At 41.6% G+C, this 24,311-nt stretch carries 27 protein-coding genes; 8 read left to right on the top strand and 19 right to left on the bottom strand.

Going from position 1 to position 24,311, the window contains the following annotated elements:
• Positions 1–376: 376 nt before the first annotated feature.
• The 5 genes from CK503_RS14770 to CK503_RS14750 form a co-directional block, all read right to left on the bottom strand.
• Positions 377–775 (bottom strand): type II toxin-antitoxin system VapC family toxin, encoded by a 399-nt coding sequence (locus tag CK503_RS14770; protein WP_095607604.1) that lies wholly within the window; start codon positions 773–775, stop codon positions 377–379.
• Between the two features lie 3 nt (positions 776–778).
• Complete coding sequence (locus tag CK503_RS14765; protein ID WP_095607603.1) at positions 779–1,012, bottom strand: DUF2281 domain-containing protein; 234 nt, start codon at positions 1,010–1,012, stop codon at positions 779–781.
• A 238-nt stretch (positions 1,013–1,250) separates the two neighbouring features.
• Positions 1,251–1,874, bottom strand: coding sequence for a hypothetical protein (locus CK503_RS14760; protein ID WP_095607602.1), 624 nt, complete (start codon positions 1,872–1,874; stop codon positions 1,251–1,253).
• Between the two features lie 160 nt (positions 1,875–2,034).
• Positions 2,035–2,565, bottom strand: a complete 531-nt coding sequence (locus tag CK503_RS14755; RefSeq protein WP_095607601.1) for a hypothetical protein — start codon at positions 2,563–2,565, stop codon at positions 2,035–2,037.
• A gap of 18 nt (positions 2,566–2,583) precedes the next feature.
• Complete coding sequence (locus tag CK503_RS14750; RefSeq protein ID WP_095607600.1) at positions 2,584–2,970, bottom strand: hypothetical protein; 387 nt, start codon at positions 2,968–2,970, stop codon at positions 2,584–2,586.
• Between the two features lie 268 nt (positions 2,971–3,238).
• Here CK503_RS14750 and CK503_RS14745 point away from each other — a divergent pair, with 268 nt between their 5' ends.
• Complete coding sequence (locus CK503_RS14745) at positions 3,239–4,198, top strand: integron integrase (protein WP_095607599.1); 960 nt, start codon at positions 3,239–3,241, stop codon at positions 4,196–4,198.
• A 114-nt stretch (positions 4,199–4,312) separates the two neighbouring features.
• Here the strand turns inward: CK503_RS14745 and bioB are convergent, their stop codons facing one another.
• A complete protein-coding gene (gene bioB, locus CK503_RS14740) occupies positions 4,313–5,317 on the bottom strand; it encodes a biotin synthase BioB (RefSeq protein WP_095607598.1) in 1,005 nt (334 codons plus the stop codon).
• Between the two features lie 170 nt (positions 5,318–5,487).
• Here bioB and CK503_RS14735 point away from each other — a divergent pair, with 170 nt between their 5' ends.
• Together CK503_RS14735 and CK503_RS14730 are read left to right on the top strand one after the other, a co-directional pair.
• Positions 5,488–6,183, top strand: coding sequence for an alpha/beta hydrolase (locus CK503_RS14735; protein WP_095607597.1), 696 nt, complete (start codon positions 5,488–5,490; stop codon positions 6,181–6,183).
• Positions 6,184–6,284: 101 nt separating this feature from the next.
• Entirely contained in the window at positions 6,285–6,962 is a 678-nt protein-coding gene (locus CK503_RS14730; protein ID WP_095607596.1) for a response regulator transcription factor, read from the top strand.
• An 87-nt stretch (positions 6,963–7,049) separates the two neighbouring features.
• Here CK503_RS14730 and CK503_RS14725 read toward each other — a convergent pair whose 3' ends face one another.
• A complete protein-coding gene (locus CK503_RS14725) occupies positions 7,050–7,493 on the bottom strand; it encodes a CBS domain-containing protein (RefSeq protein ID WP_095607595.1) in 444 nt (147 codons plus the stop codon).
• 90 nt (positions 7,494–7,583) lie between these two features.
• Between CK503_RS14725 and CK503_RS14720 the strand changes: the two genes are divergently transcribed.
• A complete protein-coding gene (locus CK503_RS14720; RefSeq protein ID WP_095607594.1) occupies positions 7,584–8,270 on the top strand; it encodes a TrmH family RNA methyltransferase in 687 nt (228 codons plus the stop codon).
• Positions 8,271–8,357: 87 nt separating this feature from the next.
• On the opposite strand, the gene CK503_RS14715 is transcribed toward CK503_RS14720, so the two are convergent.
• From CK503_RS14715 to CK503_RS14695, 5 genes are all read right to left on the bottom strand, one after another.
• Positions 8,358–9,332, bottom strand: a complete 975-nt coding sequence (locus CK503_RS14715; RefSeq protein WP_095607593.1) for a M23 family metallopeptidase — start codon at positions 9,330–9,332, stop codon at positions 8,358–8,360.
• Between the two features lie 114 nt (positions 9,333–9,446).
• A complete protein-coding gene (gene hprK, locus CK503_RS14710) occupies positions 9,447–10,475 on the bottom strand; it encodes an HPr(Ser) kinase/phosphatase (protein ID WP_095607592.1) in 1,029 nt (342 codons plus the stop codon).
• Positions 10,476–10,480: 5 nt separating this feature from the next.
• On the bottom strand, positions 10,481–10,780 hold the full coding sequence (gene hpf / locus CK503_RS14705; RefSeq protein WP_095607591.1) for a ribosome hibernation-promoting factor, HPF/YfiA family: 300 nt from the start codon (positions 10,778–10,780) through the stop codon (positions 10,481–10,483).
• 24 nt (positions 10,781–10,804) lie between these two features.
• Positions 10,805–11,722, bottom strand: coding sequence for a site-specific tyrosine recombinase/integron integrase (gene xerA, locus CK503_RS14700; protein ID WP_095607590.1), 918 nt, complete (start codon positions 11,720–11,722; stop codon positions 10,805–10,807).
• Positions 11,723–11,796: 74 nt separating this feature from the next.
• Positions 11,797–12,963, bottom strand: a complete 1,167-nt coding sequence (locus tag CK503_RS14695) for a glycosyltransferase family 2 protein (protein WP_095607589.1) — start codon at positions 12,961–12,963, stop codon at positions 11,797–11,799.
• 76 nt (positions 12,964–13,039) lie between these two features.
• On the opposite strand from CK503_RS14695, the gene CK503_RS14690 reads away from it, so the two are divergent.
• A complete protein-coding gene (locus CK503_RS14690) occupies positions 13,040–14,119 on the top strand; it encodes a hypothetical protein (RefSeq protein ID WP_095607588.1) in 1,080 nt (359 codons plus the stop codon).
• Between the two features lie 208 nt (positions 14,120–14,327).
• Here the strand turns inward: CK503_RS14690 and CK503_RS14685 are convergent, their stop codons facing one another.
• Positions 14,328–14,990: a lysophospholipid acyltransferase family protein gene (locus CK503_RS14685; RefSeq protein WP_095607587.1), complete on the bottom strand. Its 663-nt coding sequence runs from the start codon at positions 14,988–14,990 to the stop codon at positions 14,328–14,330.
• A gap of 82 nt (positions 14,991–15,072) precedes the next feature.
• Here CK503_RS14685 and CK503_RS14680 point away from each other — a divergent pair, with 82 nt between their 5' ends.
• Positions 15,073–15,699: an O-methyltransferase gene (locus CK503_RS14680; RefSeq protein WP_095607586.1), complete on the top strand. Its 627-nt coding sequence runs from the start codon at positions 15,073–15,075 to the stop codon at positions 15,697–15,699.
• Positions 15,700–15,756: 57 nt separating this feature from the next.
• On the opposite strand, the gene CK503_RS14675 is transcribed toward CK503_RS14680, so the two are convergent.
• Together CK503_RS14675 and CK503_RS14670 are read right to left on the bottom strand one after the other, a co-directional pair.
• Complete coding sequence (locus tag CK503_RS14675; protein ID WP_095607585.1) at positions 15,757–16,194, bottom strand: FKBP-type peptidyl-prolyl cis-trans isomerase; 438 nt, start codon at positions 16,192–16,194, stop codon at positions 15,757–15,759.
• A 78-nt stretch (positions 16,195–16,272) separates the two neighbouring features.
• Positions 16,273–17,367: a DUF2914 domain-containing protein gene (locus CK503_RS14670; RefSeq protein ID WP_095607584.1), complete on the bottom strand. Its 1,095-nt coding sequence runs from the start codon at positions 17,365–17,367 to the stop codon at positions 16,273–16,275.
• 124 nt (positions 17,368–17,491) lie between these two features.
• On the opposite strand from CK503_RS14670, the gene CK503_RS14665 reads away from it, so the two are divergent.
• Positions 17,492–17,902, top strand: a complete 411-nt coding sequence (locus CK503_RS14665; RefSeq protein ID WP_095607583.1) for a CoA-binding protein — start codon at positions 17,492–17,494, stop codon at positions 17,900–17,902.
• On the opposite strand, the gene CK503_RS14660 is transcribed toward CK503_RS14665, so the two are convergent.
• Positions 17,899–18,612 carry a DUF5673 domain-containing protein gene (locus CK503_RS14660; protein ID WP_095607582.1) on the bottom strand — a complete coding sequence of 238 codons (714 nt, stop codon included), beginning with the start codon at positions 18,610–18,612 and terminating at the stop codon, positions 17,899–17,901. The two genes, CK503_RS14665 and CK503_RS14660, sit on opposite strands and share 4 nt — an antisense overlap.
• 86 nt (positions 18,613–18,698) lie before the next feature.
• On the opposite strand from CK503_RS14660, the gene CK503_RS14655 reads away from it, so the two are divergent.
• A complete protein-coding gene (locus CK503_RS14655) occupies positions 18,699–19,040 on the top strand; it encodes a gamma-butyrobetaine hydroxylase-like domain-containing protein (protein WP_095607581.1) in 342 nt (113 codons plus the stop codon).
• A gap of 175 nt (positions 19,041–19,215) precedes the next feature.
• Here the strand turns inward: CK503_RS14655 and CK503_RS14650 are convergent, their stop codons facing one another.
• From CK503_RS14650 to CK503_RS14640, 3 genes are all read right to left on the bottom strand, one after another.
• Complete coding sequence (locus CK503_RS14650; RefSeq protein ID WP_095607580.1) at positions 19,216–21,528, bottom strand: M28 family peptidase; 2,313 nt, start codon at positions 21,526–21,528, stop codon at positions 19,216–19,218.
• Between the two features lie 45 nt (positions 21,529–21,573).
• Complete coding sequence (locus tag CK503_RS14645; RefSeq protein WP_095607579.1) at positions 21,574–22,278, bottom strand: SDR family oxidoreductase; 705 nt, start codon at positions 22,276–22,278, stop codon at positions 21,574–21,576.
• A 608-nt stretch (positions 22,279–22,886) separates the two neighbouring features.
• Complete coding sequence (locus CK503_RS14640; protein WP_095607578.1) at positions 22,887–24,305, bottom strand: pyridoxal phosphate-dependent decarboxylase family protein; 1,419 nt, start codon at positions 24,303–24,305, stop codon at positions 22,887–22,889.
• Between the last annotated feature and the right edge of the window lie 6 nt (positions 24,306–24,311).

Here is a 24,311-nt window from a genome sequence, read left to right as displayed (position 1 = left end):
TTTGGGGCTGAAGATGTAGAACCAGCAACGGCTTTGATAAAAACAACGGAAGAAAACAGCGGACGTAAGATGATTTAGCCCCGACCGGCCAGGACAAAATGTGAAATAGGATTTTCGGAAAGGAAGATAGCTTTAAGGCAAATTGAATAGTGGAAAAGGCAACCCAGAAGCGGCTGAAAAATGGATATTTTTACAGCCGAAACAGCCTTTATTGACAAACCGCGAAGGCCGGCGGGCAAACTAACGACATTGCGCATAAGGGGCGTGCAAAATGATGCGGAACAAGTTTTATAATGTACTACGGAAACTGACCAAATACGAAACCGGCAGCCAATGGCGAGGCACGTCCCACTTAATGCGCGGGTTAGGGCCAGCACTATTCTACGAAATATTTTCTAAGTTCTAAATCCTCGATAAAGGTGTAGTCTTTTTGATTCTTAGAAATCAATTCGATTTCGTGAGTTATGGCTGTAGATGCAATGAGCATGTCAGCAATTAAAACACCATGACTAAGGCGGTATTCTTTAAAAAGATCAACAGCTTTCGTTGAGATGCCCTCAGAGAGTTGAATGATCTCAAATCGTTTTAAGAAGTTCTCGAGTTGTTTGAACTCCTTTTTATTTTCACAACCGACCATCAATTCCATTTGGGTGACAACACTTATCGAAAGGGTATGATCTTCTTGTAGCTCCTCAAGTGTTTCGACGGCTTGCGTAATACCACGACTGACATCAATGAGAATATCTGTGTCAACAAGAATAAATTGGTCAGCCATAACTTAGCGTTTGGTCCACTGGGTTTGGCGTTGTTTTTTTACCCAAGCGGAACTGTCGCTTAAATCAGAACGATCTTTCCACATTCCAACAAAAGAGCTTTCAGAGATAGGTTTCTTTGTCTTTTGAGAAGTGGATTTGACATACCGATCATATAAGAACTGTACAAAGTCATTAGCTTCTTTTTTAGCTTCAGGAGGAAGCTTTTCAAATTTATCTAAAACTGGGTTCTTACTCATATCGGTATTATTTGATTCAATTACTTATGAAAAGTAATAAAACAACGCCAAAAAGCAGAAAATCTTTTATCGAGCTTATAAATAATGAAAAGTTAAGTGGTGGGCCTAACGACATTGCGCATAACCTGCGCACGGATTACTGTTGAATTAGCAACTAACGAAAGAAGAGACGTAAAACCAAGACCAGCAGAGAATTGGCGAGGTGCGTCCGCGTTAATGCGCGGGTTAGCCGTACTCTTTAACTTTGTTCCAATTTGAGATCGCAGGGATTACTTGAATAGCTTTTAAACCCAAAGGACTTAAAAATAAACCGTGATCTCGAATTAGTAGCATTTGCAACTATAGGTCTTTGTAGATTTGGAAGGAATTCTGACACCATGAAATGGGCTACGCCTATTGTGAAAGTCTCATCTCGATAATTCCAAATAGTTGAAAGGTCAGCCGATCGACGCGAAAATTCATCTACGTCGATTATGTCAATTTTGGTCCTATTTAATTTAGAGTATTTAGCAATTCCAAAACCAATAATTCTCGTCTCTTCAAAGACTACCAAGGAACTAATTTCTTCGTCTGTCGGTAAGTTTTCTTTAAGCGATTGATAATCATGTCGATATTTGAAACGACATTCATTTGGTAGTTCTAAATACTCATCTTCCAAAAATTTTGAAGATAAATCGTATTTATTTTTCAGCTTACTAATTGACTGAGATAGTGAATTTTCAAAACTGTTTGGTAATCCAACGTTTTCAATTCTTTTTTCTGAGGAAGGAGTTCTCTCTTTCTCAACTTCACCAGCAGTCTTATAGGATTTTTGATTAGATCTGGATTCTAAAACTTTTTCTTTGCGAGAATTAAAATTCATGACGAAAAAAGAAAAACTAACTGAGTACGGCTAACGACATTGCGCATAACCGGCACACGCAATTCTATTTATTTTGCAACTAACGAAAGATGAGATTTAAAACCAAGAGCGGCAGAGAATTGGCGAGGTGTGTCCGCGTTAATGCGCTGGTTAGCTGTACTTATTCTCCTTTTTTAACCCGTTCCCATTCTTCTTTTAGAATTTTCTGTAATGTTTCGATTATTGATTCTTTTATTGAGTTAAGATTCAAAGAAGAAACTGGATTATCATTATTTATTGCTGAACCGTAAAATTTTTCAACTAAATCACTTAGTTCCTCACTTTTAGGTTCATTTGGATTTAACATTAAATTAATTTGACCTTTAAGGGTATGAAGCCGCTCTGTTTTTTCTGTTACCTCTTGAGCATTTGTTTCATGTGGATTATTTAAAGCTGCTCCAATAAAAACCCCCAAACCAATAAATTCAGAGACTAAAGATCTAAGTTGATTGATCCAATTTTGTCGATTAGTTGAAATGACATTAGCATTAAAACTCATTTCAGCAATCTTGAAATCAGTTTTCATCTGTTCTTTGGAGCTAAGTCTTGAAAAATATATAGCAAAAAAACTGACTATCGCGCTGAGAATACCTGCAGAAGCTCCAAGTATTGCAGCCCACATTGCTAAAACCTGAGGATCGGATTCTCCCATTATTGATAATCGATTTAATTATTGTGCTATGAAAAAATGATCAGTTTTCTGTTCATATGGGATATAGAGATTCACAATACTATACTCGTCTGATTCAAAAGAAAAACTTCTACGATTATAATTTTCTGAATCTACGTAAGTTTGCTTCCATTCTTTGGAGTTCCCAAAATATTCATCGTTGATAATCATATCGTTTATTTCACTTTGGATCATCATATCCCATTGCTCTTTTACATCACATCTGTAAGTCTCACCTACAAAACTCCTTCCTTCGATAGATTCTGACAACTCACCATTGAATTTATCGCAAATATATTTTGCAGGACTTTGCGCAAATAAATTTGTGGAAAAAATGGTAGTCAGAAATAGAAATACTCCGAAAAGAACCGATAGTTTATAATTCATAATCTTGATGATTTATTTAAGATTTAAATTCAAAGCGAAATTCTAAGTACAGCTAACCTAGTCTTATACATATACCTCAAATACTATTTATTGTGAGCATAATATGCAAAATTGTGGATAAATTAATTTTGGCCCGGGATGTAATAATATTATTTGTATAAGGCAGGGAGCGGTTTGTACATATAATATGTGTACATAATATTTTTTATCTGTAAGGTTTTGGGAGTCAATCGGTCTTACTTGTAACTGTTCATCAGAGAAAAGGGTTATGAGTAAAAGCAAATTGTTGACCAAAGTAAGAGAGGAAATTCGGAGAAGAAATTATAGCTACCGTACCGAAAAGGCATACCTTAGGTGGATTGTTCGGTTTGTAAAATTTCAGGGTCTCACCCACCCTCTGAAGATGGAAAAGGAAGAGATCGTGGAGTTTTTAAACTGGCTGGCAAATGAACGTGATGTGGCGGCATCTACACAAAACCAAGCACTGTGTGCTATTGTTTTTTTGTATAAACAGGTATTGGATAAGCCATTGGGTGCTTTTGATAATTTACAGCGGGCCAGTAAGCCTAAGCGATTACCAGTGGTATTATCTTCCAAAGAAGCCCGGCGTATTTTGGCCAATATGGAAGGTGATGCTCGGCTGATGACTGAACTACTTTACGGGAGTGGCTTGCGCCAGTCGGAGTGTCTGCGACTGCGGGTTAAGGATATCGATTTTGAATTTAATCAGATCTGGGTACGCAATGGCAAGGGTAAAAAAGATCGGACAACCGTGCTGCCAGAGATCAGTAAAGAGAAGCTCAAAAATCAGATTGAGCGGGTAAAACTCTTGCATCAAAAAGATTTGGATAAGGGATTTGGGAAAGTAGTTTTACCAAAGGCCCTGTCTAAGAAATATCCCAATATGCCTAAAGAGTTTGGGTGGCAATATCTGTTTCCATCCTCACGGCGATCTAAAGACCCACGATCGGGGGTAACCCAGCGATACCACAAATCTTCATCGTATTTGCATAAGGCTATTAAAACGGCAGTATCAAAAACCAATGTCATAAAAAAGGTGAGCAGCCACACTTTTCGGCATTCGTTTGCTACGCACTTGTTGCAGGACGGTTATGATATTCGGACGGTACAGGAGCTATTGGGACATAAAAATGTGAGTACAACAATGATCTACACGCACGTCCTTAAAAAAGGTGGGCGTGGAGTCAAAAGTCCCATCGATAATTAATGATAAGGTGTGAGAGGTGGATAAACCTAAATCAATGTGGAAGCCTGAAATTTTTACAGGACCTAAAAACCTCCACCATCTCACATCTTATATCCAATCTCTGACTTCCAAATATCACTCAGCCGCTTCAACCGTATCGGGAATATGTTCTTCTTTTGCATCCTTAAAGGCCTCGCGTGGTTTCAACCCTAAGATATCAAACATTCGTTTATCCTCACTCAACTCGTTGTTTTGAGTAGTAAGCAGTTTATCACCGGTAAAGATGGAATTAGCTCCGGCCATGAAACAGAGCGCTTGCTCTTCCATGTTCATATCCACCCGTCCGGCGGAAAGGCGTACCATGGAATCGGGCATAGTAATACGTGCAGTGGCAATCATTCGGGCCATGTCGTACCAGGGTACTTTGGGCTGATCTTCGAGCGGAGTTCCTTCCACTGCGATAAGCGCGTTGACGGGTACCGACTCCGGATGTTCTGGCATGGTAGAAAGGTTATGAATGAGCTCAATACGATCTTCGTCGGTTTCGCCCATTCCGATAATACCGCCGCTGCAAACACTGATATCATTTTCCCGAACCCGTTCAATAGTATCCAGGCGATCCTGATATTTGCGAGTAGAAATAATGCGGTTGTAGAAATCTTCGCTGGAATCAAGGTTATGATTGTAGGCATAAAGTCCGGCTTCCTTGAGTTTTTCGGCTTGCTCATCAGTGAGCATTCCCAGTGTACAGCATACCTCCATACCCATATCGGTAATTTCACTCACCATATCTAATACCTGATCGAAATCCTTGGTTTCTCGACCGCATCGCCAGGCGGCTCCCATACAAAATCGAGTACTGCCGGCTTCTTTAGCTCGTTCGGCCGCTGATAGAATTTCTTCGGGCTCCAGCATATCTTCGGCTTCCACATCAGTATCGTGATGGGCCGACTGGGGACAATAGGCGCAGTCTTCCGGGCATCCACCGGTTTTAATGGATAACAGAGTACAAACTTGGACTTCGCCTGTTTCATGGTGCTTGCGATGTACTGTGGCAGCCCTGTAAATGAGTTCCATCAAAGAAGTGTGGTAGATATTAGAAATTTCTTCTTTGGTCCAATCTGTTCGTAAATCAGCCATTTTATTTCGGATATTAGGTCTGTAATTAATTGTGAGTCAATTAGATAGGTCGCTAAATACTATTTATTGAAAGCATATAATGCAATCAATATTTCAATTTTTATTTTTTGATGAGTAGTTTAATTGCTTTCAACTTCATAGGCTACATACTCATTACTCATCAAACCAACATGAAGAACATTCTTAAATCAGGTCAAGCAGTATTTGACATTGAAGTTCCCTATAAATTAATCGAAACCGGAAGTTCATCTAATGAAAAGCCTTTGATTATTTACTTGCATGGATTTAATCAGAATATGGAACAGTTTGAGAAGCTGGTTGCCCCGATGCTTGATTTAAACGCATATCATCTGTTTGTACAAGGGCCGTATCCCATTTATGATCGTAGGCGCAAAAAGAAGGTTGAGGACTGGGGACGATCTTGGTATCTGTATGATGGAGAGCAGGATCAGTTTGTGAAATCGCTGGAGTCGGCTTCTGGTTTTTTGGAGAATCTTATTCAGGATATTTTACGGCAAATTACAGCAAGCAGGGTGGCGGTTTTTGGTTATTCAATGGGGGGATATTTGGCGGGATATTTTGCTCTTTCGCGACCGAAGCTTATAGATGAATTGATGGTCGTTGGGGCACGTATCAAAACGGAGGTGTTTGAAGGGGATGAGAGACGTTATGATACTATGAATGTATTGGCGCTGCATGGGACAAGGGATAAAAGCGTGAAAAGTGAGCCCCAACAGAAAAGTTGTGAACAGCTGTCCGAATGGGGAGCACAGGTAACATTTAAAGAGATGGACAGGGCTCATAAATTGGATAATATATATCTGAAAAAAACTCGAGAATGGTTGAAATCCTTGGGATATAATTAAATATATAATTTGAAATATAAACTTAGCATGTTTACAATCAGTTGGTTATAATCCATCAAGTTTAACGTGGTTTCAAAAAGGGAACTGAGATATTTACTATCATGAAGGTACTTGTCATTGAAGATGATCCGTCAGTTCGTACTTTGGTAAAGGCGGTGTTAGAAAAAAATGAGTATAACGTTGATATTGCTGAGACGGCCCAAAGCGGTGAAGAGCATGCTGTTGGAAATTCGTATGATATTATTATTCTTGATCTGGGACTCCCCGATGGTGATGGCTTTGACTTGGCTAAGAATGTGAGAGATAAAGAGATTACAACTCCTATTTTAGTCCTTTCTGCTGAACAGGAAACAGATGTTAAAATTAAATGTCTGCGAGCAGGTGTTGATGATTATTTGACCAAGCCATTTAATACCGAAGAGCTTCTGGCTCGTATTGAGGCGATTAGCCGGCGCAGTGGAGAAGTTAACGGGGATCGGACGCTCGAATGTGGAGAGCTTAAAGTGGATATGTTGGAGCGTGAGTTTTGGGTGAATGATACCAAAGTTGATTTGACTAACAATGAATACAACCTGCTGGTATACCTGCTAAAGCGGAAAAATAATATTGTAACCCAGGAAGAGATTGCTGAAAATGTGTGGGATATCCATTTTGACACGCAGACAAACTACATAAATGTGTATATCAGTTACCTGCGGAAGAAAATTCGCAATCACTCAGAAGATGAATATATTGATACCGTCCGTAAAAAGGGATTTATTATCCGTTGTGATGATTAGCAGTTTGTAGATTTTTGACTATTTAAAAGCCCCTGCAAGAAGAGAAATCTTGCAAGGGCTTTTTTGTAATAACTAAATTTACTGAAATCAGCCGGGATATGTTGCTTCTCCCTGTATATATTGTCGCATATTCTTGATCTCAAACTTCTGCTTGGAAATAATAGATTTAACCAAATCCCCAATAGAAACAACACCGGTTACGGTATCACCTTCCATAACCGGTAGGTGACGTATTTTTTTATCCGTCATAATTGACATGCAGGCTTCCACGGATTCCTCACGGGTTACACAATACACATCTTTGGTCATTATTTCGTGAACGTTTGTACTTTTCGAAGAACGTCCTTTTAAAATAACATCACTTCGGTAATCGCGTTCACTGATAATTCCTTTCAACTGCTGATCTTCCAATACGATAAGCGCTCCGATGTCATACTCATCCATCTTGCTAATGGCCTGATAAACAGTTTCATTAGGAGCTATGGAATAGACTTTGGTTCCCTTGTTTTTTAAGATATCCCGCACAAGCATAAGACCTCCGTTTTTTGGTAAGAAATAAAGAACAACTCAAAAACATTATAACATTTCTAAGGATTAAAAACAGACTCCCTTATTTTATTTATGAATAACACCTTGAAATCCCAGTTGATACAGTATTTACGACAATTTGCCACTGAAGATAGGTGGGAGAGAATTAATGAAGTAATTGATAAACGCACACGCCATTTGTCGGTTATTTTAGAGGATATCTATCAGCCGCACAATGCCAGTGCTGTATTGCGAAGTTGCGATTGTTTTGGGATACAGGATGTGCATATCATTGAAAACAAAAATGAGTTTGACCCTAATGAAGGGGTAACCATTGGTGCTGATCAATGGATTACGTTGCAGTCTTATAATCAAACCGGAAAGAATAATACGGAGCACTGTTACCGGCAGTTAAAAGAAAAAGGATATCAAATTATAGCAACTACTCCACATGAAAATGACGTGACGATTGATGAGGTTTCAATTGACCAAAAGACAGCCCTGGTTTTTGGGGCCGAGCTTACCGGGCTGTCGGATTATGCACTGGAGCATGCCGATGGATATGCTAAAATTCCGATGGTTGGATTCAGCGAAAGCTTTAATATATCGGTAAGCGCTGCACTCTGCCTGTATGATTTGAGTACTCGGCTTAGAAAAAGCAGGGACGACTGGGCACTGGAGGAATCAGAAAAGCTGGATTTGCAATTTGAGTGGCTTAAAAAATCAGTGCGAGCTCCGGAAAAACTTATAAAACGGTATTTGGAAGAGCAGGAAGAATAATGGCGCCAGCTCTAAACAGTTATAAATTAAAAAAAGGCTGCCCTGAAGGCAGCCTTATAAAATTTGTTTTAGTAGAAGGGTAGCGGGTTAATCCATAGACCGATGGTTATTCTCAACAATCTCCTTATACATCATGTATTCTTCGGGGGTAGTATCAGCGAATAAGAAGTTAAGGGGGTCGATGGGATCACTGCTTTTTCGGATTTCGTAGTGCAAGTGTGGTCCTTCAACCATGCCCGACTGGCCGGTAAAACCGATCAGATCGCCACGCTTAACCTTTGTGCCAGGCTTTATGCCTTTGGCAAAAGAGGAGAGGTGTGCATAATAACTTTCGTATCCGTAATCATGGTCAACAATAAGCAGTCTTCCATATGTACCTTTTAATCCGGCATATTTGACAACGCCGTCGCCCGTAGCAAAAATTTCGGTTCCTACGTTTGCTCTGAAGTCGAGTCCTTCGTGTTGACGTTCATAGCCCAATACCGGGTGATAACGCATCCCAAATCCACTAAGAATAATGCCCTCAGTTGGTTTAATGGCAGGAATATGCTTCATTTTTTCCTGATTATTGTTGTAATATTCTTTTATTTCGTTGAAGCTCACCTGCTGTATATTGATGCTTCGTTCCAGGCTTTCCAGATTTTCAGCCGTCCATTTTAGAATCTCTGAGGTTTCCTGGCTATATACATCAAATTCGGAATACACATCAGCACCACCGGCACCGGCCTGACGTTCATCATATGGAATTTCCTCCATACCCAATACCGATCGATACATTTCATTATCGGCTTTGGCCAGCTGATCAACTTCCTGGTCCAAATCCTGAATTTTAGTCTTGGTTTGCTCCAGCTGATTGATAAGCTCCTGGTTTTCTGCTTTTAGGGCAATTTCTGCCGGTGTACCTACCGAAAAGGAAAGAATAGAAATGCCAACTCCGGAAAGTACCACACCGCACAAAATCCAGATACAAGCCGTGTATACAATACGTTCTAAGCTGTTGTATTCAACGGGTACGAACTCACAGCTCTGTTCGTCGTAGTAGTAATAGTTGTTTAAAGCCATAGATGATTTGTTTTCATACTGATCTATAAGCAAGAGAAGATAAAAAGCCGTTTGTTACAAAACAGTCTTAAAGTAGTGATACATAGCAAATTTTCAAAAGGGGAATCTGTCTCGTTACTCGATATCGCCCTCAAAATACTCGATCGCCCTGCGAGGCATAGCATTGGGATCTGTTTTGTTGGCAATATGTGATTTGACCTTGTCTTGGAAAGCTTCTGCTGCATCATAACCGTAGTGACGCAGTAGGTAATTCATGGCAATTACCTCGGCAATGACTGTGATGTTTTTACCGGGCGTAATAGGGAGATTAATGAGTGGGATATCGACGCCGAGAATAGAAGTGGTGTCGCGGTTTAAGCCGGTGCGTTCAATATCTTTGGATTCATCCCACAGCGAAAGCTCCAGTACTACCTCAAGCCGTTTTTGGTAGCGAATGGCCCGGACCCCAAACATCGACATAATATCGATGATGCCGAGACCGCGTATTTCCATAAAATGCTTGTTCATTTCGGTTGCAGAGGTCATCAGTACATTGCTTTTCTTGGTAAGAATTACCACATCATCAGCTACCAGGCGATGGCCTCGTTCAACCAGATCAAGGGCGACCTCACTTTTACCGATACCCGATTTTCCGGCAATTAAAATACCGATGCCGTAGACATCCACCATAGAGCCATGCACCATGGTTTGCAGGGCAAATTGGTCTTCCAGAAAGTCCCGCGTTAAATGCATGAAATGCGTGGTTTCCAGAGAAGTACCGTATACAGGAATATTTTCCTCGTCAGCTATTTCTAAGAGATAATCGGGCAGAACATTGTTGTGCGTTATAATTAGAACAGGAATATCAAATTGTGTAATATTTTTAAAAGCATCGATCTGTTCTTTTTTCGAAAGGTCTTCTAAATAGTTTGTTTCGGTATTCCCGATTATTTGTATTCGCTGATGGGTAAAAAGCTTTACAAATCCGGCCAGCGCCAGCCCGGGGCGGTGTAAATCCGCCTCGGTAACATAGCGCTGATCGGCAGTACTTTCGGCAACAAAGTTTTGAAGATCTATTTGAACGCGTTCCTGAAGACGTTCAACAAGATAAGATACGGGAATCTTTTCTTTTTTTGGTATTGATTCATGGTCACCGAAAGGCATGATAATTACCGCTTGTTTAGGGTTTTTTGTTTATATTTTTTGAGTTGACGAGTCACATTTTCAATGACCATATTTATCGCCTGCTCGTACGAGGAGGCTTGTTCTTTTGCATTAATTAACTTTTGGGGAACCTTTACGTTTAATTCGGCCTGTTGTGGATTTTCATCGTCAGGCACCGGTTGAAGGACAATATCACAGGTTAATATTCGATCATAAAACTGGTCTAATTTCTGTACCGCATCTTCGGCATATTCATGGAGTTCTGTGCTTGCATCAAAATGTCTTGCCGTGAACGTAGTTTTCATAAAATTGTACCTCCTAAGTTAACTTTAGTTTTTAGCTCTTGGATGAGCTATTTCGTATACGTTTTTCAGTCGTTCAACTGAAGTGTGCGTGTAAACTTGTGTAGCGGCCAGATTCGCATGGCCCAATAATTCTTTAATTACTCTTATATCGGCCCCCTGATCGAGAAGGTGCGTCGCAAAGCTATGTCGTAATACGTGCGGACTTTTTTGCGTTACTTCGCTGGCACGCTCCAGATAATCTTTTACAATACGTTGTACTGCACGCGGATACAGACGCTGCCCGCTTGCCGCAATAAAAACAGCCTTCCGGGCATCGGCATCAGTCCGCTCGCCATATAAATCTTGTTTGGTTTCAAGATGCTTTTTCAATGCATTACCGGCTTGCTTTCCGTAGGGGACAATACGCTGCTTTGCGCCCTTACCTAATACCTTAATCTGATTTAGCTTAAAATTGATGTCCTCTTCATTGAGATTTACCAACTCACTCAATCGAATGCCCGTTCCGTACAGCAATTCTAAAATAGCCCTGTTTTGGGCTGATTTTGGTGTGTTGCCTTCGGCCAGATCCATCATTCTGTTCAAATCTTCCGCATTGGCCGTTTTGGGCAAAGGCTTATCTTTCTTGGGGACAATTAGCAAATGTGCCGGATTCTGTTCTACAATTCCTCGTTTAAAACAATACTTACAAAAGGAACGAACGGCAGCGACTTTTCTTGCAATCGAACTTTTGGCCAAGCCGCGCTCAGACAGCTTTCCAAGCCAAAGGCGTATCGTCAGTCGTTCGATTTCGGTGATATCAACATTTTCTTCTGACTCATCAAAATAGACAGCGCAAAATTCGAGAAATTGAGTCAGGTCGTTTTTATACGAAGTGATCGTATGGTCTGAAGCATTTCGCTCAACCTTTAAATAGCGTAGATATTTGTCAATGGCTTTCTTCATCTATCCGCAATATGGATACTTTGCAGATAAAAATAAACAGTGATTAATTGAGATTGCAGCAGCTGATCAGAGAATCAGATATTGCGATCTTTCCACTGTGCCGACTCCCCGTTGAAATAATCCGAAAGCACTCGTATTCCAAGCACCTGGTACCACCCAACACCCAGCGGATGCAGTAATCCGTATCGGAATTTCCAGCCAAACCATTTGTCCACCGAAAAGCGTTGGATATACATTAGCAAAACGGCAGCCAGAGCTAAGAGGAGGGCTTTGGTCGATCCCCACAGGAACAAGAAGGGCAGACTTAGCAAGGGAATAATAAAGGTGATAATGTGTAACAGTCCCATTCCGATAAACAAAACGGGATTGTGACCAAAGCCGGCAAAGAAATTTTTGCGAAATCCCTGCCAGAGTTCTTCTCCCGATTCATACATGCGACAGCTTACCGCATTTTTGCCGTGATACATCTTCATGCGAAATCCACCTTTTTTGATATTTTTTGCCAGTTCAACATCTTCAACAATCTCTTTTTTTACGGATTGATGACCGTCAATGGCTTTATAGGCACCCTTTTTGAATGCCATAAACTGTCCGTTGGCAGCGGCAAAGAAGGGAGCCATTTTCCGCTTTAAAAATTGGGGTAGCCATTTCGGAGATTGATAGACATAGCGCGTAGGTAAGAGGGTAAGAAGGGCAAAATAGACGAGCGGGATTACCGTTTTCTCCCAGAACGACCCGAATTTTTGCATTGGCCAGAGAGTGATGAAATCGACGATGTCACTCCCCATCGTGCGCACGACTCTGGAGGTTGTTTCCGGTTCCAGCCAGGTATCAGCATCAATAAAAACAAGGATATCGCCCAGGGCCTGCTCAGAAAGTTGGTGACAGGCCCACGATTTTCCCAGCCAGTCGTCGGGTTTGGGGTTCCCATCAATCACAGTTAGGGTATCGGGATATTGTTCGCAGAGCGAATGCAAAATTTCAGAAGTGCCGTCGGTAGATTGGTCATCAAGTACTATAACATGATGATTGGGATATTGTTGGTCGATGGCGGAACGCACGCACCGTTCAATAGAGTTAGCTTCATTGCGGGCAGGAATACAGATAGTTACCGGCGGTGCCTGCTCGTCAAAATAGTTGCGCGGTGTGGGCGGCAAAGGGGTAAAATCCCTTTTATTGAGATATAAAATTCCACCTGTAATTAACAGGTATCCCAGTGCTATGTAGAGTAAAATTGTCATCACTAAAAGGTAGCGGTGTCAGTCATAAGATCAAACAGCTTGCAGCTGATCGCTTAAACTATTTAATTGGCAGTTCATGAAGATACTTTCCGATTTTTCGAAAGATGTACGTCAACCCGATCACACCTCCGGCGGCTACCAATGGTGGTACTTCGATGGTGTTTCTTCGGATGATCGATTCAGTTTTGTTGTCATATTGTATGAAGGGAATCCGTTTTCCACGCGATATAATGGGGCCCTTCTGGCGGATAAAAATCCTTCTCCCGTCGACCACCCGGCGATTAGTATTTCCATTTATGAGTATGGTGAACCCCTCTATTACAGCTTTACCGAATTCGATAAATCAGCTTGTGAATTTGATGGGGATAAGCCACTGGTAAAAATAGGTACTCATAAGATGGAAGGGCATTTGGATGGGGAGCAGTTGCAATATGAGTTACAGCTTAACGAAAAGTTGCCGAATGGGGATCAACTGAAAGGGACGATTGTATTTGAAAGTGCTAACAGTGGCAATCTTTTTAAGAACGGTGATAACACATCCACAGGACACACCTGGAACTTGGTACAGCCGAGGGCGGATATATCTGCTGATTTGAATCTCGAAATAAAAGGGGAGAAGCGAAAAGTCCAATTCGGCGGAATGGGATATCACGATCAGAATGCCGGAAATGAGCCCATGAGAAATGAGTTTGACGACTGGTATTGGGGACGTTTCCACTTCGATTATGCTACGTTGGTGTACTATGTGATGAATCGAAGCGACGAGCAACAGCACCGGGCCTGGCTTATTGAGAGTCAAAATGGAGAGGTGTTGAAAACCTTTGAAGAGGTTGAGTCGGCCGATAAGGGACTAACGTTATTTGGGTTAAAAACGGCTCGAAAACTGGGCTTTCGTTCTGGTAATATTGAAATCCGCGTGCAGCAGTCGCAATTGCTTGACAACGGACCGTTTTACCAGCGCTATAAAAGTGATGCTTTCCTGAGAATTCCTGATGAGGGCGTAGTGGAATCAACGAAGGGGATTAGCGAGTATATCCGTCCAGATCGTATCTATACCAAATTCTTTTGGCCGTTTGTGAATATGCGGATATGGTACAAATCTGAGGGCCCGCATTGGGTACAGCGTTCGCAGCGACTCTACCGATGGACGTGGTGATTAATTGATTCATTAGATCCCAGGAGTTTTCAAAATCTCCGGAGATCTATTAATGATTTTCCTATGATTCCTATCTCGTACCGTAGCTCTGCTGCGGTACGTAATTGTGGCCGGTTGAAGAGTTCACACTTCAAGGCAATAAATTGCTAATAATATATCCATCCGATCGCAAAGCCAGCGGTCGGATGGCATGTAGTTTGAAATTATATCACAAAAACTGCTCAAACTCACGGTTGTCGAATCCTGCTGTTTCCCGCAATTCTGCCAGCATTTGGTCAAGCACATTTTCGAAATGAGCTGTCTTTTCTTCTTTTGGCAATGAATCCTTCAAACGAATAGATCGCCCCACATGAAGGTGCAGTTCCGGTTTACTATGGCGAATAGTGTGCATGTATATGCCGATGGGCACAAAATCTACATTGTCCATTTTTTCGTGCAGCCAGGCCAATCCATTCTCGAAATTCATTGAACTACCTATAGGGGTGATTGTACCCTCGGGATAGATAAATAGGCTGGCGTTGTCACGTTCGAATGATTGAACTGCATAACGCAGCGAGGAAATGGCTTTGCGAGGATTATCCCGATTAATAGAAAAGGCCCCGATTTTCCGGAAAAGGGGGTAGGTTTTCATCTGCTTATCTTCCATAATGGCACGGGCCTGCTGACGAAATCGATACTCATTGAGCATCAGAGGAATCAATCCATCCCACCAGGAATGATGGTTGAGATAGTAAACAGTTTTGCACTGCGAACAGGGTTCATACTCTTGTTTAAGCCATACCGTTTTGAATCTCCATTTGAAAAGGAGCTTGGTGTACAGGCGAAATACCTTGATGAAAACGGGAGATTCTTTAGCGGGAATAAAATTCACGGCGAAATTATTTGTTGAGCGTTGATGACCTGAATATCTTTAGGCTAATGTAGAGTTTCCAGTATTAAATAAGAGCTTTTTTATGGATAAAGAGGAAATCGAAAAATATGCTATCAATCATACTACAGACCACTCTGAAACTATTAAAGAGTTAGTTGAGGTTTCGGAAAAGAATCTTGAGCATATCGATATGCTAAGCGGACGGTTGGTGGGGCGTTTATTGGAGATACTAATCAAAATATCGGGAGCCAGACGCGTGCTTGAGGTGGGTACCTTTACGGGATTTTCAGCACTGACGATGGCAGAGGCACTGCCGGAAGACGGAGAGTTATTTACGTGTGAATATAATGAGCGTTACGAAAATATAGCCCGCACTTTTTTTGAAAAGAGTGAGGCCGGTTCCAAGATTACGCTGCTAATGGGTAAGGCGTTGGAGACCATTCCCACTATTTCCGGTCGCTTTGATTTTGTATTCCTGGATGCGGATAAGATTAACTATCCCAATTATTATGAGATGATCTTGCCGCGACTTGAGCAGGGCGGTGTCATGGTTATCGACAATGTATTCTGGAGTGGGGAGGTGTTGGATACTGAATCCGATAAAGCCCAGGCTATTGACCGGCTTAATAAAATGATCCGGGATGATGACTCTGTTGAGCAGGTAATGCTGCCGGTGCGTGATGGGGTTACGGTGCTGCGCAAAAAATAAAAAGCCTGAATCCGAATAATCAGATTCAGGCTCTAAACTTAGTAGAGTATTAAGAAATCAGTCAACGATTTCAACAAGCTCAATATCGAATGTTAAGTCTTTGCCAGCCAGTGGGTGGTTAGCATCAAGCTTAACTAATTCGTCTTCAACAGCAGTGATCTGAACGGGGATAGCCTGTCCATCTTCTTGCTGTTGCATCTGAAGCTGCATACCAACTTCCGGTTCAATATTATCGGGAAGGTCTGATTTTGCTACTTCGAGCTCCAGGTCTTCTCGTCGCTGACCATAAGCGTCACCGGATTCAATTTCTACGGTGGTTTCGTCGCCTTCTTCCATACCGACGACCGCTTTTTCAAAACCGGGAATCAACTTTCCTTCTCCCAGTTTAAACTCTAAAGGTTCGCGATCTTGAGAACTGTCAAATACAGTTCCTTCTTCTGTTAATGTTCCTGTGTAGTGCACTTTTACGGTGTCACCGTCTTTAACTTTAGACAAAATACTTTGTGTTTGTTTCTAATTGTCATGAATGTGCTTGAATATAACGTTTTTTAGAGAGAATTGAGACTGCTTAATTTATCGAAAATATTTTCGGGTTAACTGGCTTTTATCAAAGGTGGAATCAGGTTTAATGGTAAAGTCTATCTTCCCTAAAACCAGTCCTTCTACTGTTGTAACATTTACTCTCCACTTTCCGGATGTAATATTTTCTTTAAAGGTATATCCCCTAAATCCACCTTTACGACCTCCAATCACTTCGTATGAGATGTTGTCAGTTGTATGCCATTCTTCTGTTACAGGTGAAAATCGTTGCCACTGATGTTGGACGGATTTTGATAAATCAGTAGGGGCAAAAATAGAAGTATAGACAAAAACAGTATCGCTGGGAGCATAATTAAAGGTTTTATCATAGGTTTCCCAGAGATCATAGAGGGCTGATTGTTCGTAGGATACCGCAAAAGTATTGCCCTGCTTTTCTACATTATATGCGACAATTCCGTTTTGCAGGGAGAGCGGGACGGGTGGAATCAAGTTGAAATAATAGAATATGTTGATAGTTGCATATATCCCTATAACTATTAGGCTGATTTTAAAACGAGAAATTTCACGCTGTGTAGAGGGACTATTGTTATAGATATAGTTGATAAAAGTTAATGTTAGTAAAAGACTTATTAGTCCGGATAGGATAAACAGAAAGGTATTCATCACTCCAAAAAGGACGGGCGTAAAGAAGGTGAAAAAGGTAAAGGTGACAAAGAAATAGGCTCCAAATTGCAGATACTTGTTTGATATACGATCCCGTAACAACTCGTTGGATAAAAGCAGAATCACCAAGATGACAAAGAATACCATGGTACGGGTAAAGGTTACGCTTTGGAAAAAGAAGATTACGTAAGCGCTGGAAAGTCCTCCCAAAAAGAACTGCACTGCCAGCGGTGCATACTCTTGATAAGGAGCTAAAAAAGTGTTTTCCCAGCGACCGTCATCAGCAAGGTTATAGATATACAGGCATGCTGTTAAGCTAATCAGATAAAACAGTAACACAGTGTTACTGTACCAGCCGTCGATACGCCCGAGAGTAAGACTATCCCAGATAAATCCCCCGATAAAGAATATCAGCGGGGCATACCTTTTTTGTTTGATAAAAAACCTTTTGGTAGCAGAAACCATTAGTTGACACTCATCCGAGATGAAAATTGAGCTTAAAATATAGTATAATGATCAATGATGCAGAACCTTTATAATCGGATTTATTGTTATGGCACATTAATACTATAGATGGTAATAGATAAATATGATGAATGAATTACTTAAAAATTTGAAAACGGTAGCAATAATCGGATGTTCGGCAAATAAATATCGAACGAGTTACCATATTGCCAATTATTTGAAGGAAAATGGTATCCGTATTTTCCCGGTTAATCCTAACTATGAACAGGTGCTGGGGGTAGAATGTCACTCAAGTCTTGATGAGATTCCTGAAGATCCAACCATTGATTTGGTGGATATTTTTCGAAATTCAGATTACACCGCCGATATGGTTCGGGACATTATTGCTTGGTCGGAGAAAACGGGACAGAAGCCCACGATATGGACGCAGCTGGATGTTTCCACGGATGAGGCGAAGTCGTTGGCAGAAAATGCCAGATTCGAATACATTGAAAATGAATGTCTGATGGTACAGCATAAAAAATTGGTGAGCTAAGGGTTGTTTCCCTGTTTACTCATCATCTCTTTTCGATCTTGGTGATACTCTTTGAGCTTTTTAGCTAACAGGCGTTCTATTCTTAGCTCCTCTTCCGGTGGGATGTAGGTGGTAAAATCGGTAAGTTTTTTGTCGGTGGTATAGTATTCTATCAGCAACACATTTTCGGTTTGCCACCGGTAGGCAACTACTTTTTTCCATGATACAGATTGGTCCAGAATAAGAATAGCCTTGTCTCTGAATTCCGGGACTATTTTTATGGTGGATCCCCAGAGGCCAAATCCCAGCAGTGATAATCCGGAGGTGATACCGATGCCGGTATATGGTCCAAAGTGTAGTATGCCGGTGCGATAGATTCCGAAAACAATGATAAGTATAGCTAAAATATTTGGTGCGGCATCGGTCCAGAAGGAGCGATATACATATTTAACTTCTCTTGCAGACCGTTTCAGAGCAATCATTTTGATAGCAAAGCCGAAAAAGAATCCACTGACTATGCAGTATAAAAACATTGTAAAATGCGCAGCGATATCCCAGGAGATTAGGTCGAGCCACTGTCCGGCAGAGATGACGGTTAAAAGAATCATGGCTCCGACAAAGCCATTTACAACTCTGCGCTGATTAAGATGCTGCAGGCGAAGGATTCGGCGATACCCCGTCCAAAATGATAGCAAAAATGCCAGTACTAAAAATGTGATTATGAGATACATTTTTTTTGTTTTATTTATCTGTTGATACCGTTGGAATCCGGGATCCGAACATCTTACCTTTGAGCCTAATATAATAAAAGAAGACTATGCAAAGCGATATTATACCTACCGGAATTGAAGTTTCTAACGGCGATCAGGTCTTGGAAATTGAGTGGTCGGACGGCCATCATTCAGAGTATTCTCTGTTCGGACTGCGCAAAAACTGTCCGTGTGTTATGTGCCGCGGCGGCCACGGCAATATGAATACTTTTGACCGCTCGCTGTTCTTTGTAGAACCGACCCAGCATTTTGAGATTGAGGATATCAAGCAGATAGGTAACCACGCTATTAAAATTTTCTGGAGCGATGGTCATAACAACGGAATGTACCAGTGGGATACCCTTCGGGATATGTGTCCGTGTGAAGAATGCTATCCCGAGCAGGAGTGATTTGGTATCTTGTATTTTCAATAGCTTTGTTACGAAATGAAAGGGAGTTACTTTAATTCGTTTTTTGGTCACAAAAAATGAATGCCAAATAATGTTTCATAAGACAAGACTTTAATTGGATTATGGTACAAAAAGTAATGTGCTGTAGCTTGGAGATTATAAAGCCAAATGTCTCTTATTCGTCTTGGGATAAAATTTCATTGATATTTACCTCCGTTTCCCAGATAGTAGCATCCGAACTTAACACCGAATAGGGGGCCGGAATCATGTGATCAGGTCGTGGTTGAAAACTGTCAAGTAATTGGGTGGGGAGTCCCGGATCTACAAAAGTAAATTGAAATGACGGGAGCTTTGCAGACTTTTGAAAGCTAAAGCTGAGCTCAACAGCTTCAGTAAAATCATGGAAGTAATACAAATACTGACCCATATTTTCGGCATCAAAAATGGATTTCCCTTCTATAGCTATTTCAGTAATTGTTGAAGAAGGATCCCAATTCATCTTCATGGCAATACCTCGATGCGCATTCATCTGCAGTGTAAGATGCCGCTGAGTCTCCGAGCTGCTGTCACTTAAAATCTCAAATTGAGGTTGGGATATATCAAGCGGGGACGCCTTTTGATATAATGCATTGTTACCAAACGGTATTGAAATTTTGGCCGGTACTCCTTTGTGATAATTATCTGATAAAAATTGCTTGGTCCACTCATCGGCTTGTGGATCCCGACTTACCCAATAAGCGGTTTCGGAATCCAGATTCTGCACAAAATTAATGCTGTTTTGTTTTTTGTAAGTAGTGCCAAAGCCAGACGTGAAGGAAGCTATTACAAAGCAGGTAATGGCTATAGCTGTAAATCCACTGGCCCATTTATATTTGTGATTCTTGATTATCTGCCAGACAAGAGGCCAGCTTAATCCTATGAGTAATCCCAGTACGACCATACTGACCGCAAGCATTTCGGTGGTCAACATAACTTGTACCAGTCGGATGTAGGGCGAAATGATAAAAAGTCCCCAGAAGAAAGCAACAGCCAGCACTATTACACTTTTCCAGGAATAGGTTGTCAGATCATCGCCTAAAATAATCCATCCTGCCAATCCCATGAGAGCCGGCCAGGTAAAAATATAAGCAGCAGTGGGGAGATACCACGCTGTCACGAGCGACAGAATAATCCATATTGTAAACGGACCGCTAATCAATTGTTGCGTTGACAATTTGTTTTGAACCCAGCTGTAAATCCCAATAAAAAGCCCGGCATTTAACAGTGAAAAGCCCCAGAAATACCAAGTGTGGTTATATGCTTCGCCCTGAATAATCCATTGATAATGCGGATGCAGTGTTTTGAAAACTTGCCAGCCCAAATAGGTGATGAGGGCTCCAATTGTAATGGTCAAGAGGAACAGGAGCAGGCTGCCGAGATATCTTCCGATGGTGATTTGTTTGGTCCGAAATAGATAGATCAGGAAGGCGATAAATAGCAGGGTAGTGACTATTGCCAGGGGAAATGACCAGCCGGAGGGGTAATAAATCAGTCCACCGGTTGCGTTATTAAAATAAACGAATTCGGTTTCACTTTGTTGATCGAAATTGGTGTTTCCAAAATGTTTGATACTACCCAACAGGTTAGAACCGTGATGTTGTACGGAAGCCAAAGATAGGTTTTCCGGGGTATCCAGCATGGTATGGTAATGTAGAAAATCTTCTGTGAAGGCAAAGTTAAGACCGTCAAGTCCGGCCCGTTTGGTCACCGACAAATCGGTATCGTTAGGCAATAGTTTATAAACCGTGTACATCAGCGAATTGGCTACCGGATATGGTGTAGCCCGGGCAAAATGAGGAATGAGATGCCCGTTATTTTCACTTGTTTCGAACATCATTGATGGACCGCTGGAACCTCGCGACTCAAAGTTGAGCACAAGATCAATTTCCTGCAGCTCTTCAAACTCATCCGCAAAAAGTTCGGCACCCAACAGGCCGCGTTCTTCACCGTCAGTTAACAGAATCCATACATTGTTTTGTAGGGATTCTTTTTTGGATTTGATAGCTCTGATGGATTCCAAAATTGCGGCTACGCCCGAAGCATCATCTCCGGCCCCAAGCGTATTGGGTTTGGAATCGTAATGAGCCATCAGCAGAATAGTTCTTTGTGGATTACTTCCATTTATTTTGGCAATGATATTTTCGGTATTGCCAACGAGTCCGCGATCAAAACTTGAGCCGATGCCGATACCCGATTGTACCATTGGTTTTAGCCCGAGTTCACGAAGCTTATCCATAATATAGGTTCGGGCGCTGTCATTTGCTGGGGTACCAAGTGGATGGGGAGACTGTGCAAGTGCTTCAATATGTTCGAAAGCTCGTTCAGCGGAAAATTCGGTTGCTGGACTTGATTCTGGTTTGGGTTCCGGAGGCTGGATAACGTAAGAGCTAAACCAAATCGCGAAAATCAGAACAAAAGCTAAGGGTAGTTGATATTTGAAGGTATCCATAGCTAAAAGTTATGGGGATACTTTGTGGTATCCCCATTGAGAGTTTTATTGCGGATTTGTTGCCCACACGCTCGTTTCGGTGATAAAACCTCGGTCGTGCAGCGACAGCATGTTGCAAATTGCTTTGGCAATATCATCAGCTACAAGCTTGGTAGGATTGAAATCACGTCCGCCGCGACCTGCTTTATCAAAGAATTCGGTTTGTACTTCACTGGGGTTAATCTGCATTACGCGAATGTTATGTGGGCGCAGTTCGGCTCTCCAGCATTCAGTCATGCCGCTTAGTGCAAACTTGCTGGCGCAGTAAGCCGTACCACCTTCAAAACCACGCTTCCCGGCTGATGACGAAACGTTGATGATATTCCCGTAATCCTGATCGATAAAATGTCTGGCAGCTTCACGTCCAACCATCATCGCACCAACCGTATTGACTTGGAGGACACTCTTCAGGGCTTTTTCAGATAGATCTGTAAGCTTTGAAAACTGTCCGTAGCCGGCGTTATTGATGAGTACGTTAAAGCCATCCAGTTCTTCGATTGTATCTTCTACCAGATTGATAACCTGCTTTTCATCCCGCACATCACATTGTATGGGAATGGCTCCGATATCGTCGGCCGTTGATTTCAGCTTATCTATACCGCGAGCTGCTATTACTGCTTTACCGCCGGCTTCAATAATTGCCTTAGCCGTTGCTTTTCCAATGCCCGAGCTTCCGCCCGTTACCAATGCCTTGATGTCAGATAATTCCATAATGCAATAATTTTTAGATTAGAAGCTTAATTTATCTTGTACAATATTTGCAGCATCTTGTCGAGATACAAATCTAAGTTAAAAGATAAAGCCTAATTGCAACTTCAAGTCTTTAAGTTTGATATCCAATAACTTATTAATCGTTTAAACTTTGGTTGTTAATTAAATGTGTAGAAAGAACGGCCTATGAATTATGAGCAGAGTCAGAAGACGAACAGAATAATTTCATACCGGTGGAGTGTTTAGTAGATAGCAATGTAAGGGAAGGACCATTGAAATTATTCCGTCTGATAGACGAAGCGTGTTCATAATTCTCAGCCTTGATCTTTTACGAGCCTTTTGGATCAAGCCAAAAGGCGGACCATAAAGAGTATTGTTCTTAAAGAAGAACTGATACAAAGACTGTTAGGTGTATTGCTAAAATTTAGTTGGATAGAACAATGTTGGTATATGTTGATCTTTTTATACGAACGTTACTGTCATTCTGAATTTATTTCAGGTTCTATTGTTTATTATATTCAGATGCTGAAACGAGTTCAGCATGACATGAAGCCTTATTATTTTTAATGAAACTGTGATTCTCTGTATAATACTGAGTTAAATTCCAGCTAAATTAATTTATTGGCAATGTCTTGGATAAGCCGCCACGCATTATCCACATGACGTTGTTTAAGATTCGTATTTCCCAAGACAATACGGATCGTATATTTCCCATCCAGCTTGGTATGGGTAAGAAATATTTTCCCGCTTTCCTGTATTTGATTAAGAAGCTTCTTGTTTAGCTCATTGAGTTTCTTTTTATCATCAATAAAGTTAGGGTGAAATCGAAAGCATATTGTATTCAGCGGAACGGGAGCAAGCAGTTCAAAATGATCGTGTGCTTCGATTTCTTCTTTCAGTTGCTGACCGAGTCGGATATGCTGACGAATTTTTTCTTGTAGTCCTTCAATTCCGTAACTCCGCATCACAAACCATAACTTGAGTGCCCGGAATCGGCGTCCCAGGGGAATCCCCCAATCACGATAGTTTTTAACTCGCTGATCTTCCGGTGTTTTTAGATATTCGGGCATAATTTCAAACGTACGGACAAGCAGCGCCTCATCCTGCACATAAAAAGCCGAGCAGTCAAAGTTGGTAAACATCCACTTGTGGGGATTAAAAACGAATGAATCCGCATATTCAATCCCTTTATTCATCCACCGCATTTCGGGCAGTAAAAGTGCTGTACCTGCATAGGCAGCATCAATATGAAAGAAGATGTCGTACCTGGCACAAATTTCTCCTATTTCCTTTACCGGATCAATAGCCGTTGATCCCGTAGTACCAATAGTTGCTACGACGGCAGTGGGTTTGTATCCATTTTCAAGATCTTCTCGAATTGATTCTTCTAAAGCCTTTGGATCCATAGCATGTTCATGATCTACTTGGATCGTGCGCAGATTTTGTCGTCCGAATCCCGCTATCTTAACATCTTTTTCGATGGATGAGTGTGTTTCTGATGAGCAATACACAGTGTACGTCTCGTCAGTTGGAAAACCGGATGCATTGATTTTAAAGTCAGAAATGCGTTCGCGAGCCATCAGCAAAGCACAGAGGGTAGAGGTGGAGGCGGTACTTTGGATAACCCCGGTAAAAAGTTCCGGTAGTCCGATGGCTTTACGCAACCACTCCATGACTTGTTCCTCGAGTTCAGTGGCGGCGGGAGAGGTCAGCCAGCTCATGCATTGAGCGCCGAGGGTAGCTGTTAGCATTTCGGCCAGTACCGAGGGGTAGCTGGTGTTAGCAGGAAAATAGCCCATAAAATTGGGACTTTGCCAGTGGGTTATTCCGGGGATAATTTTATTTTCGAAATCCTCGATCTGTTCTTCAAAAGACTCCGGTTTTTGCGGGGCTTCATCGGGAAGTTGTGCTGATATATCGCCGGGCTTCACATCTGGTTTTACGGGATAATCTTCAACCTCATCGAAGTAGTCGGCCATCCAGTCGACGAGCTCGTGGGCGTGTTTACGGAATTCTTCGTTATTCATTGACTT

This window comes from Fodinibius salipaludis (assembly GCF_002287075.1).
GTDB classification, from domain to species: domain Bacteria; phylum Bacteroidota; class Rhodothermia; order Balneolales; family Balneolaceae; genus Fodinibius; species Fodinibius salipaludis.
The sequence above is the reverse complement of the archived record's forward strand: the minus strand, read 5'-3'. Positions and strand labels throughout refer to the sequence as shown.

Excerpts from the sequence above, each read along its gene's own strand:
- CK503_RS14765 (WP_095607603.1), bottom strand. The coding sequence starts at position 1,012 with ATGAGTAAGAACCCAGTTTTAGATAAATTTGAAAAGCTTCCTCCTGAA.
- CK503_RS14650 (WP_095607580.1), bottom strand. The coding sequence starts at position 21,528 with ATGGATACCTTCAAATATCAACTACCCTTAGCTTTTGTTCTGATTTTC.
- CK503_RS14670 (WP_095607584.1), bottom strand. The coding sequence starts at position 17,367 with ATGGTTTCTGCTACCAAAAGGTTTTTTATCAAACAAAAAAGGTATGCC.
- CK503_RS14665 (WP_095607583.1), top strand. The coding sequence starts at position 17,492 with ATGATGAATGAATTACTTAAAAATTTGAAAACGGTAGCAATAATCGGA.
- hprK (WP_095607592.1), bottom strand. The coding sequence starts at position 10,475 with ATGCCTTTCGGTGACCATGAATCAATACCAAAAAAAGAAAAGATTCCC.
- CK503_RS14725 (WP_095607595.1), bottom strand. The coding sequence starts at position 7,493 with ATGCTTGTGCGGGATATCTTAAAAAACAAGGGAACCAAAGTCTATTCC.
- CK503_RS14750 (WP_095607600.1), bottom strand. The coding sequence starts at position 2,970 with ATGAATTATAAACTATCGGTTCTTTTCGGAGTATTTCTATTTCTGACT.
- xerA (WP_095607590.1), bottom strand. The coding sequence starts at position 11,722 with ATGAAGAAAGCCATTGACAAATATCTACGCTATTTAAAGGTTGAGCGA.
- CK503_RS14690 (WP_095607588.1), top strand. The coding sequence starts at position 13,040 with ATGAAGATACTTTCCGATTTTTCGAAAGATGTACGTCAACCCGATCAC.
- CK503_RS14760 (WP_095607602.1), bottom strand. The coding sequence starts at position 1,874 with ATGAATTTTAATTCTCGCAAAGAAAAAGTTTTAGAATCCAGATCTAAT.
- CK503_RS14715 (WP_095607593.1), bottom strand. The coding sequence starts at position 9,332 with ATGGCTTTAAACAACTATTACTACTACGACGAACAGAGCTGTGAGTTC.
- CK503_RS14770 (WP_095607604.1), bottom strand. The coding sequence starts at position 775 with ATGGCTGACCAATTTATTCTTGTTGACACAGATATTCTCATTGATGTC.
- CK503_RS14680 (WP_095607586.1), top strand. The coding sequence starts at position 15,073 with ATGGATAAAGAGGAAATCGAAAAATATGCTATCAATCATACTACAGAC.
- CK503_RS14755 (WP_095607601.1), bottom strand. The coding sequence starts at position 2,565 with ATGGGAGAATCCGATCCTCAGGTTTTAGCAATGTGGGCTGCAATACTT.
- CK503_RS14720 (WP_095607594.1), top strand. The coding sequence starts at position 7,584 with ATGAATAACACCTTGAAATCCCAGTTGATACAGTATTTACGACAATTT.
- hpf (WP_095607591.1), bottom strand. The coding sequence starts at position 10,780 with ATGAAAACTACGTTCACGGCAAGACATTTTGATGCAAGCACAGAACTC.
- CK503_RS14745 (WP_095607599.1), top strand. The coding sequence starts at position 3,239 with ATGAGTAAAAGCAAATTGTTGACCAAAGTAAGAGAGGAAATTCGGAGA.
- CK503_RS14655 (WP_095607581.1), top strand. The coding sequence starts at position 18,699 with ATGCAAAGCGATATTATACCTACCGGAATTGAAGTTTCTAACGGCGAT.
- CK503_RS14660 (WP_095607582.1), bottom strand. The coding sequence starts at position 18,612 with ATGTATCTCATAATCACATTTTTAGTACTGGCATTTTTGCTATCATTT.
- CK503_RS14645 (WP_095607579.1), bottom strand. The coding sequence starts at position 22,278 with ATGGAATTATCTGACATCAAGGCATTGGTAACGGGCGGAAGCTCGGGC.
- CK503_RS14695 (WP_095607589.1), bottom strand. The coding sequence starts at position 12,963 with ATGACAATTTTACTCTACATAGCACTGGGATACCTGTTAATTACAGGT.
- CK503_RS14640 (WP_095607578.1), bottom strand. The coding sequence starts at position 24,305 with ATGAATAACGAAGAATTCCGTAAACACGCCCACGAGCTCGTCGACTGG.
- CK503_RS14735 (WP_095607597.1), top strand. The coding sequence starts at position 5,488 with ATGAAGAACATTCTTAAATCAGGTCAAGCAGTATTTGACATTGAAGTT.
- bioB (WP_095607598.1), bottom strand. The coding sequence starts at position 5,317 with ATGGCTGATTTACGAACAGATTGGACCAAAGAAGAAATTTCTAATATC.
- CK503_RS14730 (WP_095607596.1), top strand. The coding sequence starts at position 6,285 with ATGAAGGTACTTGTCATTGAAGATGATCCGTCAGTTCGTACTTTGGTA.